At 62.0% G+C, this 22,155-nt stretch carries 22 protein-coding genes and 1 pseudogene; 6 read left to right on the plus strand and 17 right to left on the minus strand.

Annotated features, from left to right (window positions below):
* Nucleotides 1–633 precede the first annotated feature (633 nt).
* Nucleotides 634–822, plus strand: coding sequence for a hypothetical protein (locus ASU23_RS03935; RefSeq protein WP_042447579.1), 189 nt, complete (start codon nt 634–636; stop codon nt 820–822).
* Between the two features lie 114 nt (nt 823–936).
* Here the strand turns inward: ASU23_RS03935 and ASU23_RS03940 are convergent, their stop codons facing one another.
* Nucleotides 937–1,158, minus strand: coding sequence for a hypothetical protein (locus tag ASU23_RS03940; protein WP_058037325.1), 222 nt, complete (start codon nt 1,156–1,158; stop codon nt 937–939).
* Nucleotides 1,159–1,524: 366 nt separating this feature from the next.
* Nucleotides 1,525–2,433, minus strand: a complete 909-nt coding sequence (locus ASU23_RS03945) for a DUF3800 domain-containing protein (RefSeq protein ID WP_024487937.1) — start codon at nt 2,431–2,433, stop codon at nt 1,525–1,527.
* Between the two features lie 275 nt (nt 2,434–2,708).
* Here ASU23_RS03945 and ASU23_RS03950 point away from each other — a divergent pair, with 275 nt between their 5' ends.
* Nucleotides 2,709–5,510: an ATP-binding protein gene (locus ASU23_RS03950; RefSeq protein WP_058037326.1), complete on the plus strand. Its 2,802-nt coding sequence runs from the start codon at nt 2,709–2,711 to the stop codon at nt 5,508–5,510.
* Between the two features lie 607 nt (nt 5,511–6,117).
* On the opposite strand, the gene ASU23_RS03955 is transcribed toward ASU23_RS03950, so the two are convergent.
* From ASU23_RS03955 to ASU23_RS34705, 11 genes and pseudogenes are all read right to left on the minus strand, one after another.
* Nucleotides 6,118–6,897 (minus strand): sulfite exporter TauE/SafE family protein, encoded by a 780-nt coding sequence (locus ASU23_RS03955; protein ID WP_058037327.1) that lies wholly within the window; start codon nt 6,895–6,897, stop codon nt 6,118–6,120.
* Nucleotides 6,898–6,949: 52 nt separating this feature from the next.
* Entirely contained in the window at nt 6,950–7,357 is a 408-nt protein-coding gene (locus ASU23_RS03960; protein ID WP_054802217.1) for a DUF302 domain-containing protein, read from the minus strand.
* Nucleotides 7,358–7,399: 42 nt separating this feature from the next.
* Nucleotides 7,400–7,627 (minus strand): DUF2892 domain-containing protein, encoded by a 228-nt coding sequence (locus tag ASU23_RS03965; RefSeq protein WP_058037328.1) that lies wholly within the window; start codon nt 7,625–7,627, stop codon nt 7,400–7,402.
* Nucleotides 7,628–7,679: 52 nt separating this feature from the next.
* Entirely contained in the window at nt 7,680–7,949 is a 270-nt protein-coding gene (locus ASU23_RS03970; RefSeq protein WP_054802216.1) for a metal-sensitive transcriptional regulator, read from the minus strand.
* 116 nt (nt 7,950–8,065) lie between these two features.
* The gene (locus ASU23_RS03975; RefSeq protein WP_058037329.1) at nt 8,066–10,219 is read right to left on the minus strand and encodes an MMPL family transporter; all 2,154 of its coding nucleotides are present in this window, start codon (nt 10,217–10,219) and stop codon (nt 8,066–8,068) included.
* Nucleotides 10,220–10,530: 311 nt separating this feature from the next.
* Nucleotides 10,531–11,907, minus strand: coding sequence for a rhodanese-like domain-containing protein (locus tag ASU23_RS03980; RefSeq protein WP_058037330.1), 1,377 nt, complete (start codon nt 11,905–11,907; stop codon nt 10,531–10,533).
* Between the two features lie 361 nt (nt 11,908–12,268).
* Nucleotides 12,269–14,695 (minus strand): heavy metal translocating P-type ATPase, encoded by a 2,427-nt coding sequence (locus ASU23_RS03985; protein WP_253741182.1) that lies wholly within the window; start codon nt 14,693–14,695, stop codon nt 12,269–12,271.
* Between the two features lie 660 nt (nt 14,696–15,355).
* Nucleotides 15,356–15,715, minus strand: a pseudogene (locus ASU23_RS03990) (catalase); the annotation flags it as partial.
* Between the two features lie 93 nt (nt 15,716–15,808).
* The gene (locus ASU23_RS34695; protein WP_253741184.1) at nt 15,809–15,910 is read right to left on the minus strand and encodes a hypothetical protein; all 102 of its coding nucleotides are present in this window, start codon (nt 15,908–15,910) and stop codon (nt 15,809–15,811) included.
* A gap of 5 nt (nt 15,911–15,915) precedes the next feature.
* Nucleotides 15,916–16,065, minus strand: a complete 150-nt coding sequence (locus tag ASU23_RS34700; RefSeq protein WP_331712738.1) for a hypothetical protein — start codon at nt 16,063–16,065, stop codon at nt 15,916–15,918.
* Entirely contained in the window at nt 16,062–16,442 is a 381-nt protein-coding gene (locus ASU23_RS34705) for an aquaporin (protein WP_253741186.1), read from the minus strand. Before ASU23_RS34705 ends, ASU23_RS34700 begins: the two co-directional genes overlap by 4 nt.
* 396 nt (nt 16,443–16,838) lie before the next feature.
* On the opposite strand from ASU23_RS34705, the gene ASU23_RS04000 reads away from it, so the two are divergent.
* The 3 genes from ASU23_RS04000 to ASU23_RS04010 are packed head-to-tail and all read left to right on the plus strand — an operon-like array spanning nt 16,839 to nt 18,931.
* A complete protein-coding gene (locus ASU23_RS04000) occupies nt 16,839–17,339 on the plus strand; it encodes a DUF2231 domain-containing protein (RefSeq protein ID WP_058037332.1) in 501 nt (166 codons plus the stop codon).
* 36 nt (nt 17,340–17,375) lie between these two features.
* Nucleotides 17,376–18,167 carry an acyl-[acyl-carrier-protein] thioesterase gene (locus ASU23_RS04005; RefSeq protein WP_058037333.1) on the plus strand — a complete coding sequence of 264 codons (792 nt, stop codon included), beginning with the start codon at nt 17,376–17,378 and terminating at the stop codon, nt 18,165–18,167.
* Nucleotides 18,164–18,931, plus strand: a complete 768-nt coding sequence (locus tag ASU23_RS04010) for a VIT family protein (protein ID WP_058037334.1) — start codon at nt 18,164–18,166, stop codon at nt 18,929–18,931. Before ASU23_RS04005 ends, ASU23_RS04010 begins: the two co-directional genes overlap by 4 nt.
* A gap of 135 nt (nt 18,932–19,066) precedes the next feature.
* Here the strand turns inward: ASU23_RS04010 and ASU23_RS04015 are convergent, their stop codons facing one another.
* Nucleotides 19,067–19,840 carry an AAA family ATPase gene (locus ASU23_RS04015; RefSeq protein WP_156423094.1) on the minus strand — a complete coding sequence of 258 codons (774 nt, stop codon included), beginning with the start codon at nt 19,838–19,840 and terminating at the stop codon, nt 19,067–19,069.
* 50 nt (nt 19,841–19,890) lie between these two features.
* Here ASU23_RS04015 and ASU23_RS35255 point away from each other — a divergent pair, with 50 nt between their 5' ends.
* On the plus strand, nt 19,891–20,094 hold the full coding sequence (locus ASU23_RS35255; protein WP_353505277.1) for an integrase core domain-containing protein: 204 nt from the start codon (nt 19,891–19,893) through the stop codon (nt 20,092–20,094).
* A gap of 78 nt (nt 20,095–20,172) precedes the next feature.
* Here ASU23_RS35255 and ASU23_RS33185 read toward each other — a convergent pair whose 3' ends face one another.
* From ASU23_RS33185 to ASU23_RS04025, 3 genes are read right to left on the minus strand one after another with little or no spacing between them, the layout of a single operon-like run.
* The gene (locus tag ASU23_RS33185) at nt 20,173–20,394 is read right to left on the minus strand and encodes a ferredoxin (protein WP_082661328.1); all 222 of its coding nucleotides are present in this window, start codon (nt 20,392–20,394) and stop codon (nt 20,173–20,175) included.
* Nucleotides 20,391–21,596: an NADH-ubiquinone oxidoreductase-F iron-sulfur binding region domain-containing protein gene (locus ASU23_RS04020; RefSeq protein WP_058037336.1), complete on the minus strand. Its 1,206-nt coding sequence runs from the start codon at nt 21,594–21,596 to the stop codon at nt 20,391–20,393. Before ASU23_RS04020 ends, ASU23_RS33185 begins: the two co-directional genes overlap by 4 nt.
* A 1-nt stretch (nt 21,597) precedes the next feature.
* Complete coding sequence (locus ASU23_RS04025) at nt 21,598–22,155, minus strand: ferric reductase-like transmembrane domain-containing protein (RefSeq protein ID WP_058037337.1); 558 nt, start codon at nt 22,153–22,155, stop codon at nt 21,598–21,600.

The raw sequence follows: 22,155 nt of genomic DNA on the forward strand, positions 1-22,155 counted from the left end.
GGTCCAGCCAGACTGCCGTCGATCGAGTCGCTGCGCGCCTCTAAATTCCTGAATTGTCTTTGTCACCAAAGGATTTGATCGGAACTGAGAATTCGGTACCCAAGTACCAAACGAGGCTGGGGAGGAGCGGAGGTCGCTCAAAGCTACCCCGTCTCGCGTCTGCCAACTCATCGTCATCATGCTTCCCATCCTACAGGACCCCACCCCAAACCGCAAAACAACACAGAACCACGAAACGTCGAAATCGTAACCACCACAACATAATTCGAGTCTCCCCAAAACACCTCCATGCGTAACCACCGAAACAGATTACCCACCAACCGATAACCCAAAGTTACTGAAACACAACAACATTCAAAAACACCCAAAAATCGGCCCACACACGCCCGCCGAGCACCCCCCGACACTCCCCCACCACCGAACCCGAGCACCCCGCCGGCCCCATCAGCCGGCCCCAAATTCGCCGGCGCCCCAACTCCACGAACACACCACCCCGGGACATGCCATCACCGCAGGTCACAAGCCAGCAACAACTCAATTCCCCTACACGAACATGTGATCTCGCCCGTAGCTCGAACAACAAGAGATGAGGACGCACCCACGCGGAACTCCAATCCACTACGAGGAGCAGAAATGCACGAGCACGACGACCAGACCCCCGACAACCACCGCCCCACCAGGGGCGAGCAGCTCCGCGCCCTCGCGCAACGGGTACCGAACACGATCAAGATCTTTCTCACCGCCTGCATCGTCGACTGCCTCGCCGACGCCACCACCGAACAGGTCTCACAGCTCCTCCTCACCCTCACCAATCAGCAATAGCCACACCCACACCCCCAACACACGAAAAAGCCCCCCACCGCACGGTGAGAGGCCATTTTCGGAGCACGCAACGAAGAGGACCGGCCCGGTAGCTTCGGGCCGGTCCTCTATCGCCTACCGATCCACGCTCACGCGAACCGCAACAACGCGATACGCGTCCGCGTCCTCCAGACGCGGAGCAATCGCATCAGGGTTGTCGGCGTTCCACTCACCCGCACGAGCAACCGACTTCCGGACTGCGCGGCGCGCAGCCTGATCGAAGCCCTGCGGAGCGTCAACCGTCACGGTGAACGCCTCATCCGCGAACTCGAATCCGACAGCGGCCTGAACCTCCACGGCGTAGGTACTACGGAAACCGGGTGCGTTAATACGGACCGAGACAACGCGGTACGCGCCCTTGTCCTCGGAACGCGAAGTGGTCGCGTGAGGATGCAGCGATGGGGCAGTGCGGAACCGCTTCGCGAGGCGGCTTTCGAGTGGATCGTTTTCTATCGGACTTCTCGAATATCGTTGTCCGCGAACAGGCTCGAACGAATCGTCCAGAAACAGTCCCCCGCTCGGCTGGTATTCACCCGGCTGGATGAATCACTTGGGCCCGAGCACTCGCTCGACATGATCGCGGAAAGTCGACCAGAAGCTGGTTTCAGTTGTCATCAGCAGTTTTATCCAAGCGAAACTCATGCAACTACCCGAGAGAGTGCATTACTGTCGGATCTGTGCTCGCTCGGCCGCGGCCTTCATCCGACGGAATCGATCGGCCGGAAGTTGGTCGCCGACCAACTGTCCCGCCGCCGCCGGATGCAGCAGTCGATCACTGCGGAAGATGTCGGAGTGATTGAGATCGGAAAGGTCACGCTGCCACAAGTGGATCTTCGACTCATGAGTGAATGCGCCCCTGACCGACGGGAGTGCGTTGTCCCCCGTCACCCACTGGTAGGGGGATTCCTTGATGATCTGGTACTCGATCGCTCTCGTTACACATGCGGCAATCCAGTCGGAGAACTGAATGTTCGAACTCAGGACACTGTCTATGTGCATTGGCGGCTCGATGATCCGCTTCATTTCCGGATATCCGCTCGCACGACCCAAGATGTGCTCGTACATGGCCGGCAGCCGAGCTGCGCGCGTCTTCTCGTTGATCTGATCGATCATGACCATCACGTTCGAGCCTTTGTAGTCGGCGTACCGGGCGATGCGGTTGAGCGCTTCGCGCATCGCAGCTGTTTCTCGGGCGTCCGTATCGAGGTCCGTCTGTTTCGGGGTTCCGAGAGGTTTTTCCGCGGCGTAGTAGAAGAGGGCGCCGTCGAGGCTGCGTACGCTGCGCACCAAAGTGTTGAATACTCGGATCTGTTGCCGATACTTGTCGAAAGTGTCGGGACGAAAGATACTCGCGCCCTTACGTTCCCACCGTCCAGGGTGCTCTGCCTTCTCGATCTCGGTTTTGAAGATCTCCCGCTTTTTCAGCGTGAAGATTTGACCGAACTTTCGAGCATTGTCAGCGGGAAGGATCAGGCCGGCGTAGCCGAACGCGGGACTGGTGTTGAAGCGAGCGTGATCGCGCGCAACGAATGCCCCTGTCTCGCCGATCTCGTCAATGTACGCCAGCAGCATGGAACGATTATTGCCCTCCAGATACGCGGAAACCCACGCCTAGGCGTGGGTTCCGGAATTAGCGCTCAGAGAACTATTTCATCTCCAGCTACTGGCCATAGGATAGTTCGACGTCCACGGTTTGCGCAAGTGGAATGATCGAGTGTGGCGCCAGGCATAAGTCTCTCAATTTGCTCAAATTGTCTGTAGAACGGATTCGCTTCGACGCAACGCTATTCGGCTCGCGGCGGTGACCTGCAATAGAAGGTGTCGGAGGTCAGCCGCATACTGTGCTCATGCGGCCTGAACTCACCGATCTTCTGTCGATGTCACATCCTGTTGTAGTAGTCACGGGTGACTCCGGAACCGGTAAGTCATCGATCCTCGCCGACCATCAGATCGAACTCTCACGTGGTGCAGCCATCGCGCCGCCGCCGGTCACCTGTGCGTTCGACAGCGGCGCGTTGCAGGTCGCCATCCTGAATGGCCTCGTCACAGCCTTGGTCACCTCGATGGCGGATCGGACCGCGTGGCGCACCATCCAGAACCGACTCGACACCGCAGGCAAGGAAATGGTGGCCGAAGTCGGTAAGAGCCTGGCCAAGGCCGTGACCCAGGAAGTCATGGCGTTGGTGAAGGCGCGAATCGGCGAACATGCGGGCGAAGGTCTCGCAGCGTTCTTCAAAGGCCTACGCCAGGATACGACCGCTGATCTACGGCGAGATCTCCAGTCGCGAAGCGATACCAACGTCGTCAAGCTCCTGGTACGGCTGTGCGACGAGGTTGCCACTGTGCTCAAACGCGACGTGATTCTGGCTATCGACGAGTGCCAACGGCTGACAGAGGATGACCAACGGGCGTTGGCCAGTCTTTGCATCGCGCCCCCTAAACGCGCACGATTCGTGATCGCCTGGTCGTCGGCGGCGCACGAGGCTCGTACCGGACTCACCAGACTTCGAGACACCGGATGCGGGGAGATAATCGTCGGCGGACTCAGCAGAGCAGATGTCGAAACCATGCTCAACCGGGCAGGCGTCACAAGTGCTAACACGGATCGTGTCTACTTCCTGAGCAGCGGATTCCCGATCATCGTCGAAGGTTTGATCGGTCAGCTCCGCAGCGGCGGTACATTGGATGAATACACGCCCCCTACTGCATTCGTCCGCTCGCTGGAAGATGCGCTGGCTCGACTCCCAGGCGATGCGCAGATCGCTGCACGCTGGCTGTCGGTCTTCGAATTGCCACCGCCTGAATCGACGATCACTGCCTATCTTGATCTCACTTCAACTCAGTGGGGTGTGTTGCGGCAGTCTCTCGAGCGGGAGAACATCCTCAGCGTAGAACGCAATGGACAACTCTGGTTTCACGAAAGCCGCAGATCACATCTGTGGGACCGCATGTTGAGCGAGGGCGAGCGGTTCGAGATCGGCCAGCCTGCGTACTCGGCCCTTCTCGCGCAATATCGCGACGACATGAGCTCCTCGATCGGTTTGATGGTGCCGATCGCACATACTGCTCGGTTCGCTCGCGACAGTCAGGCGGCCAATCCGCAACTCGCGAAGATCCTCGATCTGACGTCGGCGCAGCTGGCTGTCCTGGCGTCGATGATCGAAATCGAGATCATTCCCCTCGGTGATCACGATCTTCGATGGACGCCGCCGGAGAGCGCACTCATCTACGCGCACAACATCTTCGGCGCAGATCGCGGGGACGCACTCGCCGCACTTCCGGTCCTGATCGAACAAGAATTCATCGAAACCGCGGACCAAACGGAACAGATCAACGCTGATCCAAACGTCACCGTCACCATCAGCGCCGACCCGACCGACGAATGCCACATCGTGCTGCACGGCCGGATCCAAGACATCCTGGGAAAAACCGCCATCCCGCAAATCACCGGTCGCATCGTGCACGAACACTTCGAGGCGCTCAGACTGGAATCATCGCTCGTGCTCACCGATCCCGGCAGATCAGATGCCATCGAGCTCATTCGTAACGCAAACAACCAACCCTTCTACCGATTCAATCCTCTACGCAGAACCGTCTACCCGATGATGGCCGTGTGGGTGGACTATGGCGGGCATCCCATCAGCATGGCAGCGATCTTCAATCGAGACACCGAACGGCAGAAAGCGAAGAAGGCCGCGATCTCCGTAGACGAAGTGTCCTACGGCCGCCGAGTAAAAACTGTTCGCACTTTCGAGGATCAGATGTCGACGATTCCGTCGATGCGGCTGTTCAAAGCCGTGTACCTAGCCACCGGACGACCGGTGGAAGGTAACCGTGAGGGAACAAGAAACTGGCAGATGGTCAACGACGGACCTCCGCTCCCGATCAGTGAGTACGTCCAGCGCCAGATCACCCTCGCCGACATACTGCGGACCCGTGTCGACGATCTCGAACAAGAGGTCTATGCGTTGAGGGAACTGAGAGGTGCCGCCGTCGGACAAGCTCCGGACGATACCTACTTTTTCGTGGAACTACGTGGAAGCACCCGTGTCGTGGAAATGACTCCCGAGCACATCGCACTACTCCAGGATGACCTCCCCTTCAGATTCGCCCGACTCGAACATCACCTAACGCTCCGTCCCGGCGAGCGAACCCACCACATCACCGAGCGCATACAGCCCAGCGGTCTGATCGACGATCCAGCAGTCACGCTGTTGAACGACTTCTGGGAGACCGCCCGGGAGTTCAACGAACATCAACCCCGCCGCCGCATCAAAATGCAGAAGGGATCACTGACACAACTTGTGCGCGACACTCACATACGGGACACGACGCTGGCTCGAACGCTGTCGGAACAACTGACCATCGGCGGCGCACGAGGGCACAGACCGCAACACGCATTGCGAGTTGCGGTTCACCCAGGAAGCGCAAGCGTTCCACCCCTCGTCGCATACACACAGCCCATCGGTAGCCCCACCGATGTACAAGTTCGGTTTGCCCCCCGCTCATCCCAACCCAGGGATATGAAGGAGCTGCATTCCCAGATGTTCGGCGACGAGACCCAAGAAGAGCTGTACGGCGACGACGCCCACTCAACCGTCGCCGGTCTACTCGGATACGACACCGACGAGATCGAACTGATTCAGTAGGGTCACGCAGTTGCGGTAGTTGGCGTTGAGGGCCGTTGTCCCTGGCGGACGAGGTAAAGCTGCGAGGTCATGACTAGTCCTCTCTCATCGGTTTTGCACGTCGACGACGTTCGGAGTGTGCCTATGCGATGGGTGGCAGAGCAACCATCGGCCCGACCGAACGTCATGTGTGCGTCGTTCCGTTTCTTTTTGTCCACCTTTCTTCTCTTCTTGCCCACGTTGCAGGGAGCAGCGGTCACGGCACGGCCGTGCATCCGGAGAACCGGGCCTCTGTCGGGATCATCAACAGCGGCCGGTGACTTTTGTGAATCAGGCCCTCCGCCCCATGTCGACCTTGGTGGCGATACATCTACCCCCACTCATCTTGCACGAAAGTCGGTGACATTGGTCGTGGTGGAGCGGCCACGACAACGGAGCGCTTACTCGGAAAGGAGGAGTGGTCCGTTGCCGGCGGGCACTTCTCGGGCGCCGACAGCCTGGTCACCACGTAGATATCGGTTGCCGATGTCTACGCCGAAAACAGATACGACGAATGGCGAACGAGGCCGGTCGCCGATATGGAAAAGCGGAGTTCCACACGAGTACGGCTCCCTCGTGTGTCACGGCGTCAGCGACTCAACACGAGAGTATCGAACAGAATGTACGCGGCGACGGCGAACACCAGGTACGCGAACCAGTGTTGAAGTTTTCCGGTGTCGACGCGGTTGCCGAACCGTCCGGCGACCAAGGAGGCAACGATCGCAGCTCCGGTGAAACTGATCGTGATGGCCGGATCGATGGTGACGCCGCTACCGAGATGTGAGATCAAGCCGGCGGCGGAGTTCGCGACGATGATCAGAAGCGAGGTTCCGATCGCGATCTGCATGTCTATTCCCAACATCAGGACAAGGGCGGGGATGATGAGGAATCCGCCGCCGACGCCGAAGAGCCCGGTCAGCACACCGACGGCGAATCCTGCTGGGATCGCACGAGGTGCGCAGCGACGCCAATTGATACCGGAATCACCTACGCTGCAGGCGGTTCCGGTATCGCCGCGGTCGGCGAGCATACGAGCACCGGCAACGATCATGACCGCGGCGAACCCGATCATCACGACGGACTGCGGGAGCACTCGCCCGAGGGCACTACCGAGGAAGGTTGCGGGGATACCGGCAGCGGCGAACACGGCGGCCAGTCGCCACTGCACAAGATGGGCACGGACTTTCGGGATCGCGCCGACAGCCGAGGCGACACCGACCACGATCAGTGAGATCGGGATTGCTTGGTCGATGTCGAGGCCGAGGGCGAACACCAGGACCGGTACGGCAAGGATGGATCCGCCGCCGCCGAGGAGTCCTAGAAGGACACCGATGACTGCCCCGGCAGCGAGTGCGATTGCGAGAGTCATCGGCGTCCTTTTCGTCTACCGACGTTCGGCGGCATGCGGTTGTTGTTCTAGTTCAGTTCTGTTGTGCGGTGAGCGAATCGAGAGCTGCCTGCAGCCTGGCGGTGGCCTCGTCGGCGACGGACTGCAGTCGGGGTTCGCCGGTCACCTCGACCATGAGGGCGGGGTTCATCGCATCGACGATGACGGTGTTCTCCGCGGAGGGATCGGCGCGCACGACGACGTTGCAGGGCAACAGTAATCCGATCCCCCGCATCACTCCGACTGCTCGATGTGCCAACGTCGGGTTGCAGGCGCCGAGGATGAGGTAGTCCTCCAGGTCTTCGTCGAGCTTGGCTTTGAGGGTCGATTTCATGTCGATCTCGGTGAGTATCCCGAAACCTTGCTCCGACAATGCCTTACGGGTGCGTTCGACAGCGTCGTCGAACGTGGTGTTCAGGGTGGTCGTGAGTGCGAGTTGCATGATCTACGTCCTTTTTTCGGGGGATCCGGGGTCTGGGATCGGTCAGCGGGTGCCGAGCCGCGGGATGCCGAGGCGTTGGAGTATCAGGCTCATCGGGCACCATCCCACTGCGCTGTAGAGCAGGAGATTCGCAGCGACGAACGTGGTGAGAAGCAGCCACCAAATGGAGAAGGCGAGTGTCAAGGCCACGCTGAGCAGGACGACTACCCCGCCCAATAGTGGAACGATCCGTTCGATGGTCCAGCCGTGGTGCCGTGGGAGAGCTGTCATGACTGTCCGTACCGTCCTTTCTGTTCGTTGTTCCGCGATCGCCGCCGCGGTCTCAGGCGAGTGCGAGGAAGAGCTTTTCGAGTTCCGCCTCGGTCATCGGTTCCTTGCCATTCTCGCGGTTGCCGGTCATGCATTCGCGAAGGCCGGTGGCGACGATCTTGAAACCGGCCCGGTCGAGTGCGCGTGAGACCGCGGCGAGCTGGGTGACGACGTCCTTGCAGTCTCGGCCCTGTTCGATCATCGAGATCACTCCGGCGAGTTGGCCGTGCGCGCGGCGGAGTCGGTTGAGTACCAATGCGATGCTGTCGTCGTCGCCGACCATGGGAGTTCCTTCCGAAGATCAATCAGTAACCTCAAATATACCCCTATGGGTATATCCGGGTGGGTGGTTCGTCAGATCTGTGCGTCACAGTGGCCGAACCACGCCATCCGGACCTGTCAGTGCGAGAAACTGATGTTGGGCAATACCTTTCGCAGCCACGCCGGGGACCACCACGCGGCATGCCCGGTCAACCGCAGGAGCACCGGCAGCAGGATCAGCCGAATCAGTACCGCATCGAGCAGTACAGCGACACCGAGAATGATGCCCATCTCCTTCGGCGGCAACGGATCAGCGAGCGCGAAGGTGAAGAACACGGCCACCATCACCGCGGCAGCGGCGAGGATCACCCGCCCCGAATGAGCCAGACCGTCGACGTGCGCAACCTTGGGATCACCTGAGCGCTCGTAATGCTCCTTCGCCGTGGCCAACAAGAACACGGTGTAGTCCATGGCGATCGCGAAGATCATCGCGAAGAAGAACACCGGCCCCCACCCGTCGAGGAACCCCTGCGGGGTGAAACCGAGCAACGACGCGCCGTGCCCGTCCTGGAAGATCAACTTCGCGACCCCGAATGCGGCGGCGGTGGAGAGCAAGCTGACCACGGTACCGAGGATCGCGATCAACGGCGCCTGCAGCGCCACCAGGAGCAGCAGGAACCCGAGAACCAGGATGATGCCGACGATCAGCGGGAGGTAGTCGTTCAGCGCTTGCTGCAGGTCGAGGTTCTCCGCCGGTGCGCCGCCCACCAGAGCGCCCGAGGGAAGGTCCGCACGCAAGGTGTCGAGGATGGCTCCCATCTGTGCGTCGGACGGATCGACGGTAGGCATGGCCTGCAACATCACAAAATCGCTGCCATCGAGTGCGGACTGCGGCGGCGTCACCATGGCGATACCTTCGGTCGCGGCAGCAGCCTTCGCTGTCTGCGCGCCCTCCGCGGCGGGGGCGATGATCTGCAACATGCCCGGCGCCCCCTCCCCCATCTGAGCTTGGACGAGTTCGTAGCCCTGGCGGACCGGGGCGTCGGAGGGGACAACCGCGATGGAGGGCATCGCCACCTTGAGCCCGAGCACCGGGATCGACAGCGCGATCAGCACCAGGAGAGAACCGATGGCGAACGGCCACGGGTGCTTGTGCAGCAGCTCGCCCCAGGCGGCGAACTTCGGTGAGCGGTGTTCCTGACGCTTGGCGTAGGGCAAGGATCCACCGTTGACCTTGGTGCCGAGCATCCCGAGAACGGCAGGCAACAGAGTCATCGAGGCCAGGAGGACGAAGAACACGGCGAGCATGATGCCGATAGCCATCGTCCGCACGGCCGGTGCCGGAACCAGCAGGACCGCAGAGAGGCTCACGAGCACCGTGATTCCGGACAGGACGACGGCCTTGCCCGCGGTATCCATGGTTTCCGCGACCGCCGCCCGCGGCGACGATGCATGACGTATCGCGTCGCGGAACCGGGAGACGATGAACAGGGCGTAGTCGATACCGAGGGCGAGGGCGAACATCATCGCGAAGTTCATCGCCCACACGGAAATCGGGGTGATCTGGTTGAGCAGAACCAGGCCGCCCGCAGAGGCGACGAGCCCGGCCAGGGTCAGCAGCAGTGGGAGCCCGGCGGCGACGAGGGACCCGAAGGCGAGCACCATGATCGCGAGGGTGACCGGCCAGGAAAACAGTTCGGCCTGAATCATCGCGTCGTGGTTGGCCTTGTTGAAATCACTCCACAGTGCCGATGCGCCGGTGGGATAGACCTCGATGCCGTTCCCGGACAGGGCGGTCAACTCCCCCTTGAGATCGTCAACGGCCTTGACCATCTCGTCGGTGCTTGCGTTCGCGCCCGCGATGAGAATTCCGGTGTGCCCGTCGGGGCTGATGGACATTCCCGGCTGCGGCGCGATGATCGCACCGAAGCGAGGGTCCCCGGCGAAGACATCGGTGACCTCGGTGAGGGTGCGCTGCATGTCGGGGCTGTCGATGGTCCGGTCATCGGAATGCACGACAACCTGGACGGCGGCGGAAGAGTTGCCGCCGAAGTGTTCCTGTGCGAGTTCGCGGACCTGGACGGATTCGGATCCGTTGGCCTGCCATCCGGCGCCGGCGAGGGAGCTGAACACCGACGGTGCGGCCGCGCCGAGTGCGATGAGCACGATCAGCCAGACACCGAGCACCCATTTTGCGTTGCCCGCCATCGATGCGCCCATGCGGCCGAGTACGCCGCCGGACGCGTGTGAGATCGGCGGAACGCCGTCCCTGACCTTGGTGTTACTGGACATTGGTTGACTCCTGAAAAAAGGGGGTGATGGGTGCGAGTATGGGCGGGTACCGGGTCATGGCACCGGGTCATCCGGTGCGGCGGGTCAGCGGCCGAAGAAGGACCGGAAGAACCCGGACCCCGGGTCAGGAGCAGGGGTGCAGGTACAGCGCCGCGCTGTCTGGACGCCGGCCATCACCTGGTCGGCGTGCTGGCCGCATCCTGCCCAAGTGGTCTTGGAGCAGGAAGAACATGTCGTGGTGTAACACACCTGGTATCTCCTTGTCAGACGTCGTGCCGCGTATGGGGCACGAGAGTTTTTCTGAATAGGCGCTATTCGGAAGATCGCTCGACCCAGGCCGTGTATCCGCCGACCAGGTCGCTGACGTTCTCGATGCCGTCGGCACGCAACAGTGATGCGGCGACGGAGGAGCGCCAGCCGCCGGCGCAGTGAACGACGATCGGTTTGCTTCGTGGCAGGTCCGCGAGTTGGGAACGCAACTGTGCGAGGGGAATTGACCGGGCGCCGTCGATGGCACCGAAGTCACGCTCGCCGGGGTTGCGGATGTCGATCAACGTGACCGCGCCCGAGGCCAGGAGACCCTCGAGCTCGGACACCGTGGTGCGCGGCGCGGTACGGACAAGGTCGGCGAGCGCGTCCGGAAAAATTCCATCAACGTCGACAGTGAGGTATCCGAGCGCGTTGTCGGATCCGATGCGCGCCAAACGCATTGCCGCAACCTGTTCCTCACCCGGGTAAGTGATGAGCACGATGCGCTCGCCGATATCGGCGACCATGCCGCCGGTTTCGGCGAACCTACCGTCGAAACCGACATTGATCGAGCCACGCAGATGCCCGGCGGCGAAATCGTCGGGGGTGCGGGCATCGAGAACGCGTGTTCCGCTGGCCATTTCGACCCGGAGCTCTCCCGGTGAGAGTTCGGAGACAAACCGATCTTGTTCGAGGAGTGCACGATTCGACTTGTTCAAAGCTACGGCGGCCGAAAAATACCCCGGCACCGCAGGCTGGCCGTCGGCGACGAGAGCGACGAACGCGTCTTCGCTCATCGGCTGCACCGACGGATTCGTGCGGCGTTGCTCGCCGATGGTGGAGGTCAACTCGGAAGAGAGGTTCTTGCCGCAGGACGACCCCGCGCCGTGAGCCGGCATCACGGCCACTGCGTCGGGCAAGGTCAGCAGCCTCTCGTGGACGGTGCGGTACATCGCCCGAGCCAGGTCGGTATTGGTGCCGTCGCCGAGATTGGCCAGGTCGGGGCGACCGACGTCGCCGATGAACAGCGAGTCCCCGGTCAGCACAGCGGACGGCTCAGCGTCTCGATTCTCGCGAACGAGCAGGCTGATCGACTCCCACGTGTGGCCGGGGGTGGAGAGGATTTCGATGTCCACCTCCCCCAGCGTCAGGTGCTCGCCGTGGCGCAGTCGGCGAATCGGGTAATCGGTGTCCGCGGCGTCGCCGAAACCGATCCACGCGCCGGTAGCCTCGACCAACTCGAGGTGACCGGAGACGAAGTCCGCATGAAAGTGCGTGTTGACGACACCCTCGATGGTCAGGCCGTATCGGGTTGCGTCCTCGAGGTATTCGGTGATGTCGCGGCGCGGGTCGATCACGATGGCGCGGCCGGTGCTCTCGTCGCCGATGAGGTACGACGCGTGCGAGAGGCACTCGATGTAGTACTGCTCGAGGATCATCGGACAACCTTCCCTGTTCTGTGGAGTGCGATGACTACAGGTTGCCATATACCCCCTAGGGTATGTCAAGTACCCCCGGGGGTATACCCGGGTGCAGGCCGGGACACCGAGAAGGAGAGATCGGAACAACTGCCTGGAAAGCGGAAACGGGTCGGACGAGAGCATCAAGTTTCGATGCAATCCCACACCTCGTTTGGGTCACCGGATGGTTGGTCTGCGACGGCGCTACCCAAGCGAGCACATAGTTCATGAAACACCGCCAAACACCGGAGCTCTGGACGGAATTCCCGCCTCAGAGGTCCGGGCACCGCAAACAGCGCTCCCGGAATTGAGCGTGTCCATCAAATCGGGAACACTCCAGTCAGCCGCGGACTGAGGGAATCCGTTCTTCGATGTCACGTGCTCCCTTCTCCCGGTATCGACGGGCGCGCACGGTCAGTGCTGTCTTTCGTCCCTCGGGGAGTTCGGTGTCGGCGAGAGTGAAGTAGTTCTCTTCTTCTTGCAGGAAGTGCAGGTGCAGCAACGCATGCAGCCCGTAGAGGCAGGCCCGCAGATCGTCGACCTGGCTGGGTTGGATGCCACCGGCCTCGTGAGCCAGTTGCAGGTGGTTGCCGATGCGGTCGGTCAGCCGGTGGATCTCGGCGTGGGTTCGACTCATCGTGGCCGTTGCCTCGGCGCTGCCCAGCGGCGTCGCCAACGCCGGGTACAGCTCGGTCTGTTCGGCGTCCTCGTGCGGCAATAGTCGTTCGGTGAGGAAGCTCTGGGCTCGGGTCAAGGCATCGATCGCAGGTTTGCCGGACCCGGCGGCAACATTGTCGGCGGCATCACGCAGCAGCGTCAGTCCATCGCGTAACTTGTCGTGCTCGCCGGAGAAGCGGCGCAGCATCGCGTCGGTGCCATCCGGCAGCTCGATCCCGGCGGCAGGGTTGCCTCGCAGCGCACGCAGGGCGTTGAGGATCACCGCGACGTCGATGCCTTCCTGCAGCAAAGCCCCCGCCGCGGGCGGCAGCAGTCCGACTGCGGCAGCACCCATCGCCAGCAGGGACAGCACCATCCCCGCCACCGCGCTTTGGACCGCGATGCGCCGTGACCAACGTGCGATGTCCATCGCGTCGGCCAGCCTGTCCAAACGGTCGGTCGTCAACACGATGTCGGCGGCCTCGGAGGAGGCCGTTGCACCGCGGGCGCCCATCGCGACGCCGACCGTGGCCGCAGCCAGAGCAGGGGCATCATTGACGCCGTCGCCGACCATCACGGTCACGGCTCGTTCCCGTTCGGCCCGCACGGCAGCGACCTTGTCGGCGGGGCTCTGATTGGCGTACACCTCGTCCAAGCCCAGCACGGTGGCCACCTCCCGCGCGGGTGCCGCACGGTCACCGGTGAGCATGACCAATCGGTTGATTCCGGCAGCGCGCAGCCTCCGAACCGTCCTGGGTGCGTTGCGGCGCAGCGGGTCTCGTAAAAGAACCGCGCCGACGAGCTCGTCGTCGGTACTGACCCACGCGATTGCGGCGCTATCGAGGCTGGCCCGGTTGACGACCGCCACGGCCCAATCCGCCTCGGATGCCTCGCCGGCGAGCTTGCCGACGGCAACCCTGGCGCCGTTCACCGTGGCGGTGACTCCGCGTCCGGGGTGTTCGATCACCTCGACGGGCAACGACAGCGACAGGTGCCGTGCGAGGGCTTCGGTGACGATGGCCTCGGCAAGCACGTGGGGTGACATCTGGTCCACCGAGGCGGCCAGTCGCAGGATCTCGGGGGTGTCGCTGCCGGGCGCCGCCACGACGTCGACGACGACGGGTCGACCGGCGGTCAGCGTGCCGGTCTTGTCCATCACCAGCGTCGTCGCATGGCCGAGATTCTCCAGCGCCCCGCCGCTACGAATTACCACACCCTGTCGCGAAGCCCGCGACAAGCCGGAGACGATCGCCACCGGCGCTGCGAGCAGCAGCGGACACGGCGTCGCCACGACCAGCACTGCCACCGCTCGTACCGCTGACCCACTGGCCAGCCACGCGGCGCCGGCGACAGCGAGCGCCAATGGCAGGAACCATGCTGCATAGCGATCAGCCAGCCGAATGATCGGTGCACTGTCGGCGCCCGCCTGCTGCGCCAACCGCACGATCCCGGCGTAAGTGCTCGCGTCGGCGGTTGCGGTGGCTCGGATCTCGAAAGCGGTCGCGGCATTGACCACACCGCTGCGCACCGGTTCACCGACCGCGCGTTCAACCTGAAGTGGTTCACCGGTGAGCGCCGACTCGTCGAGGACCGCCACCGCGTCTTCGACCCGGCCATCCACCGGGACCACTTCTCCGGGGCCGACCACGAGCAGGTCACCGGCCACGACCTCGTCCAATGGCACCACCGTGATCACGTCGCCGATACGCCGGCGCGCGGACCGCGGCGCACGCTCGAGCAGGGCCCGCAAGTCGTGCGACGCGCGCCGTTGTGCGGCCGCATCCAAGGCACGCCCAGTGGACAGCATGACCGCGATCAGCGCACCGGCCACGTACTCGCCGACCCACAGAGTGCCCACCAGCGACAACACTGCGAGCAGATCCACTCCCGCCCGGCCGTTGCGTAATGCCACAATCACCCAGACCAGCGCGGGCACCACGGCGACCAGCGTTCCTGCCACCCAGCACCCCTCGTCGATCGCACGCCAACCAACGACCCACGCGATCCCGCCGAGAATCAGCGCTGTCACCGTGACCACCACCAGAGCCGGTTCGAGCAGCGACCGAAGTCGCTGCAACGACGTCTGGGCGGTCGGCGGTATGTCGGTCACCGTGTACTCCGACTGTCTACGTCACGATCACCGCAAAATCCTTTGCAGCGTCGATCACTACACACTTGACCTGAAGTTATTCGCCTGTCGACGCTCACGGCCGTTCCCCCTCTGCCTGCCTGCATCGGTGTCGGTGTCGGACGCGGGCCACCGGACAGTCGCATTCGACCGCCGCGGCCTCCGACGCCGACCCGGCTGAGGGATTGGATGATGTAGCGCTGCGCATTTTGTCCTCTCTGGGACCGTTCATCGAGTGACATCGGTCGATGCGCGCAGCTAACTGCGGTGCACGCGAACCTCAGACGACTGCTGCCCTTAAAGGTAGAAGTCGCGTACCGGTTGCTCGAGAGTCGTTGGCCACCGGCCGCACAGTCATACGGCCCTACTCTCTGGGCTGACCAACGCTGTGTCCTGAAGACGCCACTCGAAGGCGCCAAAGACCTCGAGAGATGCTGACACTGACACTCACCAGCATTTGTCGCAGGTGATGCCGCATGCGGATTTCTGTCGACAGCGTACGTACGCGGATTACTCAACCTCGGACGAAAACCCGGTTTCTTCAAGTTCTTTCACCGGAACCGTCAGTCCCCGGCGAAAGCTCGACAGTTCGGTAAAGCCGGAATTGACCTGGCAATGTCGAGCGGATCGGATGGATCAAATGGTGTAGAACTTCACCGCGAAGCCGCGCGGGTCACGCCAGGTGTCGGGGCTACCGCGTTCGCCGGCCACAGTGGAGAACCTGATCACCAGCGGGGTCGTCGTACCCGGCTGGAATACCGCGGCCTTGGTGTAGCCGCTGACATCGTTGGTCACCTCGAATTGGCCGAAGGCGCCGCCGCTCTTGGCGTGCGGTTGCCGTTCGGGGACGCGTTCGCGGTTGAACTGCGCCATTTGCTCGATCAGGTAGTGATCGTGCAGCAGGATCGGTCCGTCCGGTCCGACGGTAAGTGAGTGCTCGTCGCTCTCGACCGGGATGCCGGAATCCGTCGTCGTCCTCGGTGTGGGCTCAATGTCGGTCATTGTCGTGCCTTTCGGGGGTGGGGCGGTGCTTTCTCGATGTCCGGCGGCGAAGCCGGCCCAGGGAACCTGGATCGGTCCCGTCGGCGGCGCCATTCATCTGTCGTCGGGATTGAGCACAAGGAACGCGGCACCGGCGACGGCACCGGCAACAAACTGGGCCACGAAGTACACCCACAACGTCGACCAGGCGAACATCCCCATCACCACCGCACCGAAGGCAACCGCCGGGTTGAACGCACCCCGGAGATGTCACCGACCGCGAATGCCCCTGCCATCACTGTGAATCCGATCGCCAAGCCGTAGAACGAATTGTCCGGGTGACTCCTACTGGTGGCGACGTTGAGCATCACGAAGCACAGGGCGAACGTGAACAACAACTCGACGACGAACGCTGCACCAGGGTGCGACCCGCCAGCGTGAGGGTCGCGACGGCCGCGGCCCGCGCCGGATCCACGACCACGCGCACCACCACCGCAGCAAGCAGCCCGGCAACGAGCTGCGCGATCGCGTATCCGGCCGCGTCACGCCACCCGATCCGGCAGCGCACCAGCACCGCGAGGGTCACCGCCGGGTTGAAGTGTCCACCGGAGACGTGGCCGCCGGCGTAGATCATCACCATCAGGCTCGCGCCGATCACCAGCGGTGCGAACGGGCTGCCGCTGCCTGCGGCACCCCCAACGGTGAACACCAGAAAGAATGTCCCGATCGCCTCGACGGCATACTTCACGCTCGGCCGTGGGGCGGCGACCACTTCGGCGGCTTCTTCACCGGCTACCGCATGTCTGGGTCTTCGGATTTGACCATGTCAAGGCTCCTCGAATTGCCCTTGGTACTTCCAGGATCGTCTTTCCCGGCGGGCCGCATCGTCGGCGCTGCCCTCCATCAGCGCTTCCCGCAGGCCTCACTCTGCGGATACCCCGGTAGCTGCAATTCGACCCCCTATGTGACCGGCGGGGTTCGATGACGCAAACGCCCCGTGCGAGCACGGATTAACTCTGCACTGCCCCTCTGAAGGACATAGGCTTCCACCGAGAACTCTCCAAGAATCAGTCGATACGTTGACACGGAGCCGCGTGACACGCGGTTGACTTTCGCGTCGTTGCACGAGATCGGGAGATCAAATATGGGATTGACCACGATCGGCGGCCTACCCGCACACCCACTTCTAGTCCACCTCGTCGTTGTCCTCGTACCGATATCAGCACTACTGCTCGTTCTCGCGGTATGTTGGCCCGCTGCAAGAATCCGACTGGGACTGGCACCAGCAGCGATCGCGTTGATCACACTCATAGCCGTGCCGATCACCACCGACGCCGGTGAATGGCTCGAACACCAAATCCCCGAAGATCCTTTAGTCCAGGCACATGCCGAATTGGGTGATCAGATGCTGTTCTGGTCCATCGGGGTGTTCGTCCTCGCCGCCGCATGGTGGGTCCTTCACTCGACACGCTTCGCAACGTGGCGAGCGGATCGTCCCGACACATCGGCGTCGCCGAAACTCTGGCGGATTGTCGTCATCACAATCGCTGCCCTGTCCGTCCTCGTCGCTGCCGGCTCGATTGTGCAGGTGTACCGGATCGGCGAGAGCGGAGCGAAAGCCGTGTGGAACGACCAACTCGGATAGACCAGCCGAGAACAAACAACGAAAAGAGCTCTGCCCGTGACAACCTCGGCACCACACACGTCCGCGAACCGCGGAGGGTCACAGTCCGATCCGCTCGCACCGCGCCCTTCCGAAGGGGCAGTCTTCAGTAACTCGTGGCCCGTCCGTACCGGAGACATCCACCCGGACCGAAGCCTACGACTCGACGCCATAGCCCGTTACCTGCAAGATTTGGGTTTCGACAACCTCGAAGCAAACGGCGCAGCCCAGACCCACCCACTGTGGGTGGTACGTCGAACGGTCATCGACGTCATCAGACCGATCAGCTGGCCCGACACCGTACGATTACATCGATGGTGTTCCGCCCTCTCGAGCCGCTGGTGCACCATGCGAGTGCGTATCGAATCAGACGGCGGCGGTTTGATCGAAACCGAAGGATTCTGGATCAACATCAATCCACAGAACGGGATGCCGTCTCGAATCAGCGATGACTTCATGGCGCCGCTCGCCACGACAACCGACGAGCATCGCCTCACCTGGCGACGATGGATCACCGACGTAGCGCCAAACACTGCGGGTACCGAATTCTGTTTGCGGCCCAGTGATATCGATCCATTCGATCACGTCAACAACGCCGTGTACTGGCAACCGGCCGAAGCGTCGCAGAGAAGGCATCCGTCCCTGCCAAAGGCTCCGTACCGAGCTGTTCTGGAATACACGAAACCCATCACCATCGACGAGACCGTCGAAATCCGAACCACCCACCACGCAGAAACGAGCACCGCGTGGTTCGTGTGCAACGGCGATACCCGTGCCACAGCACAATTCACGAAACCCGGCCCGTCATGACAGATTCGCCTCGATCGCCGAGCTCATCAGGAGGAGCCGACAACGACAGCGAAAACCGTCGACCGGCTCACGACGAACCACACACCGCTGGTGTGTCCTCGCGGCTGAACTGGCTGCGCGCCGGGGTACTCGGAGCCAACGACGGCATCGTCTCCGTCGCAGGCCTCGTCGTCGGTGTCGCGGCCCTCTCACCCGACCGCGGCCCGATCCTGACCGCCGGTGTTGCAGGTCTTGTCGCCGGCGCTGTGTCGATGGCGCTCGGCGAATACGTGTCCGTGAGCACTCAACGTGACACCGAACGCGCCCTGTTGGAGAAAGAACGCCGCGAACTCGAGCAGACGCCCGGTGCAGAACTCGACGAGTTGACCTCCATGTACCAGGCCAGGGGCTTGAGCGAGGAAACCGCCCACAAAGTCGCGGAGGAGTTGACCGCTCACGACGCGTTCGCCGCACACGTCGACATCGAACTCGGTATCGACCCCGACGAGTTGACCAACCCGATCTCCGCGGCACTGTCGTCGGCAATATCGTTCACGGTGGGAGCGTTGCTTCCCTTGATCGCGATCCTCGCCCCACCGACTGGGGCTCGGATTCCTGTCACCTTCGTCGCGGTCCTGCTTGCGTTGGCGCTGACCGGCGCGGTGAGCGCGCGTCTGGGCGGAGCGAATCCCCGTCGCGCGGTAGTTCGTGTGGTGCTGGGCGGCGCCCTCGCGATGATCATCACCTACGCCGTAGGGCAACTACTCGGAGTTGCAGGAGTCTGACAGCAGATACGGGATCGCACTGCCCCGCGTGCACTGACCAACGCCAATCGGGACGCCCGGTAGGTCCAAATGCAGTCGCGTGCAGTGAGGCGGCCGCGATCGAGCTTCCCTCGATGCACTTGCCTCTATCTCGGCTCAACTAGCTGCGAGTGCTGCGAGTGCTGCGAGTGCTGCGATCAATGACTCGTAGGTTCCCTCTGCGGTGGAACGGTCGGCGTCGATTACGAGGTAGTTCGAGCGAATTCGCAGGTACTGGGTGAGATGGTCGTGAATTCGTTCAAGAAGTCCATCTCCTCCGTTCTGCACGATCACCTGGTCGAGTTGCTGCTGATGGGTGATCTCCAAGTGCGTACTTCGTTCGGCGAATCGAGCGAGCGCCTGTTCTTTGCTTCCAATCAGTACGACCTCGAGATACTCGGCATCGCTAGTTTTCGCCGCCACCTCAAAGTCCTCGATTTCGGTAATTCGGGTAACTAGCTGCGGCATCACCACATCGTGCCCACTCTGCAAATGGGTTGCCGCCATGCTGACGGCGAGCTCTCTTGCCGCAACCAAGGCGGTCCAGAAGTTGTCTTGCCATCCACCGACGAGACTGACCACATGATCGGTGTCGAGGTTAAGCACTCCGGGGTGACGGTCGGCGTACATCCGGGCAATCGTCGACTTCCCGATACCGGAGGCCCCATTCAGATGAATCAGTCGCGGCATTCTGCAAACACTAGTTACGAAGCTTCGAACTTTGGGGCTTACCCGCTGAACTCCCGAAAGGTTGTGGGGTGGTCGATCGCAGACCATATGCGCATCGACCTGACCGCGTAGGCGTTGACGAAAGCGACTGCTGGTGCTGCTGCTGCTGCTGCCACGCTTATCGAACCCGGAGCTGTTTTCCACCCGGATCGCGGTAATCAATACAACTCCAGGGCATTTCGTCACCTGATGTCCGGCCTGGAGCTGCGATCATCTATGGGATGCACGGGGTGTGCTGGGACAGGAATACGGCCGAAAGATTCTTCCCCGCGCTGAAGAACGAGTTCGTCTTCCGGACCGTCGACGCAACGAAAGATCAAGCGCGACAAGATATTGTGGGATACATCGAAGGTTTCTGCAACCCGCGACGTCGTCACTCGACGCTCGACTGCCGGCCTCCGAACGAGGTTCACTGATAGTCATCAGCAGCTCGCGATCGCGGCCTGAAATTAGTCATCTCCATTGTCCGAAATCCTCATGACAGATCAACCCACCTACGGCAGGAGTCGCAGAGCTGCAGTAGGGCAGAGCTTAACAGCGCGCTCAGCATCCGATTCGAGTTCTGTGGGAACGTGCGACTCTCGCTGGCGGTCATGCGCCAACGGATATCCCCACTCGTCACGCCCAAACAAAGTCGGCAACAATTCTGTACACAGTCCGCGACCGTCGCATGCAGTCCAATCGATATGCAGGACTTTGCCCACCCTCCTACTCATGGCGTGGCCTCCATATGCGCGCCGACCTCGCAGCGACCGTCCGCGTGCAACCGGAGATCCCGCCCGAATACACGCAGTGAACTCCTCACAAATCGCGCTGTACCGTCGGGGTGTTTGCACGCACCACGACCGTCGACCAGATCTGCCAGGTAGTGGATTGAATCTTCACTGTGAGTACGGCCTTCCCGATAAGCAACCTCAGAGAGTGCCTGGGCCAGTCGAGGCAATCCATTGACGCAGGGCCCGCACTGGCGTGCACTCTGACCGGCGAGATACTGCACGATATCGGCCGAAATCTGCAAGCCGCAACGTGAGTGGTCGAGCACGTGAATGACACCGGCGCCCGGGGAGGCGCCGACAAAGCCCAGCGACGCGGTTGACATGATGGTTGCCGACAGCTCCACCGCATCGATCCAACCACCGTGATACCCACCGATCAGGACAGCACGCACACCTGCCGAATCAGTGCGGGAATACCCGGACACCAACTTCGCCACCGAGATCCCCATCGGCACCTCCACGACACCGCCGACTGCCACATCGCCTGAAATCGTTACCAGCATCGTCCCCACTCCACCGTTGACTCCGCGCGAGCGAAACCACTCAGGTCCGTATCGGGCGATCAGTGCGATGTGCGCCAGGGTCTCGACGTTCTGAACTACTGTCGGCCGCCCGCGAAGTCCAGATGAAGTGTTGTGAGCGAATCGATCTCGAGGTAGGGCTCCTCCCCCTTCGATCATCCCGATCACAGCTGACTTCTCGCCGCTGACGAAAGTTGTCGGAGACTCGACGAGGTTGACGGGAAGCTCACCGAATCCAGCGCTCCGCCGCTCCTCCAATGCTTGCCGCACGAACCGGAGCTGACGTTCTCCCGCATAAAGGTAAATCTCTCGACTACTCGTCTCGTGCGCGACCAGCAGCAATCCGTCGATCACGAGGTGGGGTGCATGTTCGAGAAGTACCGCATCCTTCTGACTGAGCGGTTCCCCTTCGCTGCCGTTCGCGATCACCACCACGCGCCTTCCGGTGACGGAATCGAGTTTGCTCGCCGTACGAAACGCCGCTCCCCCCTTGCCTGCGAGTTCGGCATCTGCGAGTAGACACGTCAAGGTGCCCGGCTGCAGGGAGTTCGGGAGAGGGCCGAAGAGTGCTGTGTGCGTGGCGAGGTCGGGTGAACGTGCGGCGAGTAGTCCGATGGTCATGTCATGTCCGTTCTGCAGTACGTAAGGTCGCGTACTCGATGAAGTCGGTCCGAAGCCGCCAACTCACTGATCCGACGACCGCGATCGCCGAACCAACGGTGATCGCGAGAAACCATGCGTGCCCGGAATCGGTACCGTTGCCAAGTCCGTGCGCGAGTGCGATCGGCCACAGTGCGTATGCGCCCCAGTGAACTAGTCGAAAGGTTCTGTTCCCGATGCGATTTCGGAGCATTCCGGTGAGTGAGACTGCAAGGAGAATGTCGAATGCGAGAGTGCCCAGTCCTAACCAGACAGGTCGGTAGTCACCTAGGAAGGGGAAGATGAAATCCACGAGTTGAAGTTGCGCGTACGGGTCGGCGAGAAGTGACAGCATGTGAACGACGACCAATATGAGCCCGATCAATGCTGCGGCCCGGTGTACGTTCTGTACCCCGAATCTAGGAAGCCCCGCAAGCGCTCTCCCCGAGCGTGTGAAGATTCCGAGCACCATCGACACCGTGAGGAAGGCAAGGGCGGTAACTCCTGTCCCACGCCCGAACGCCCAGAATGCCTCGTCCAT

Source organism: Rhodococcus sp. KB6 (assembly GCF_001445685.1).
Classification (GTDB): Bacteria; Actinomycetota; Actinomycetes; order Mycobacteriales; family Mycobacteriaceae; genus Rhodococcus_F; species Rhodococcus_F qingshengii.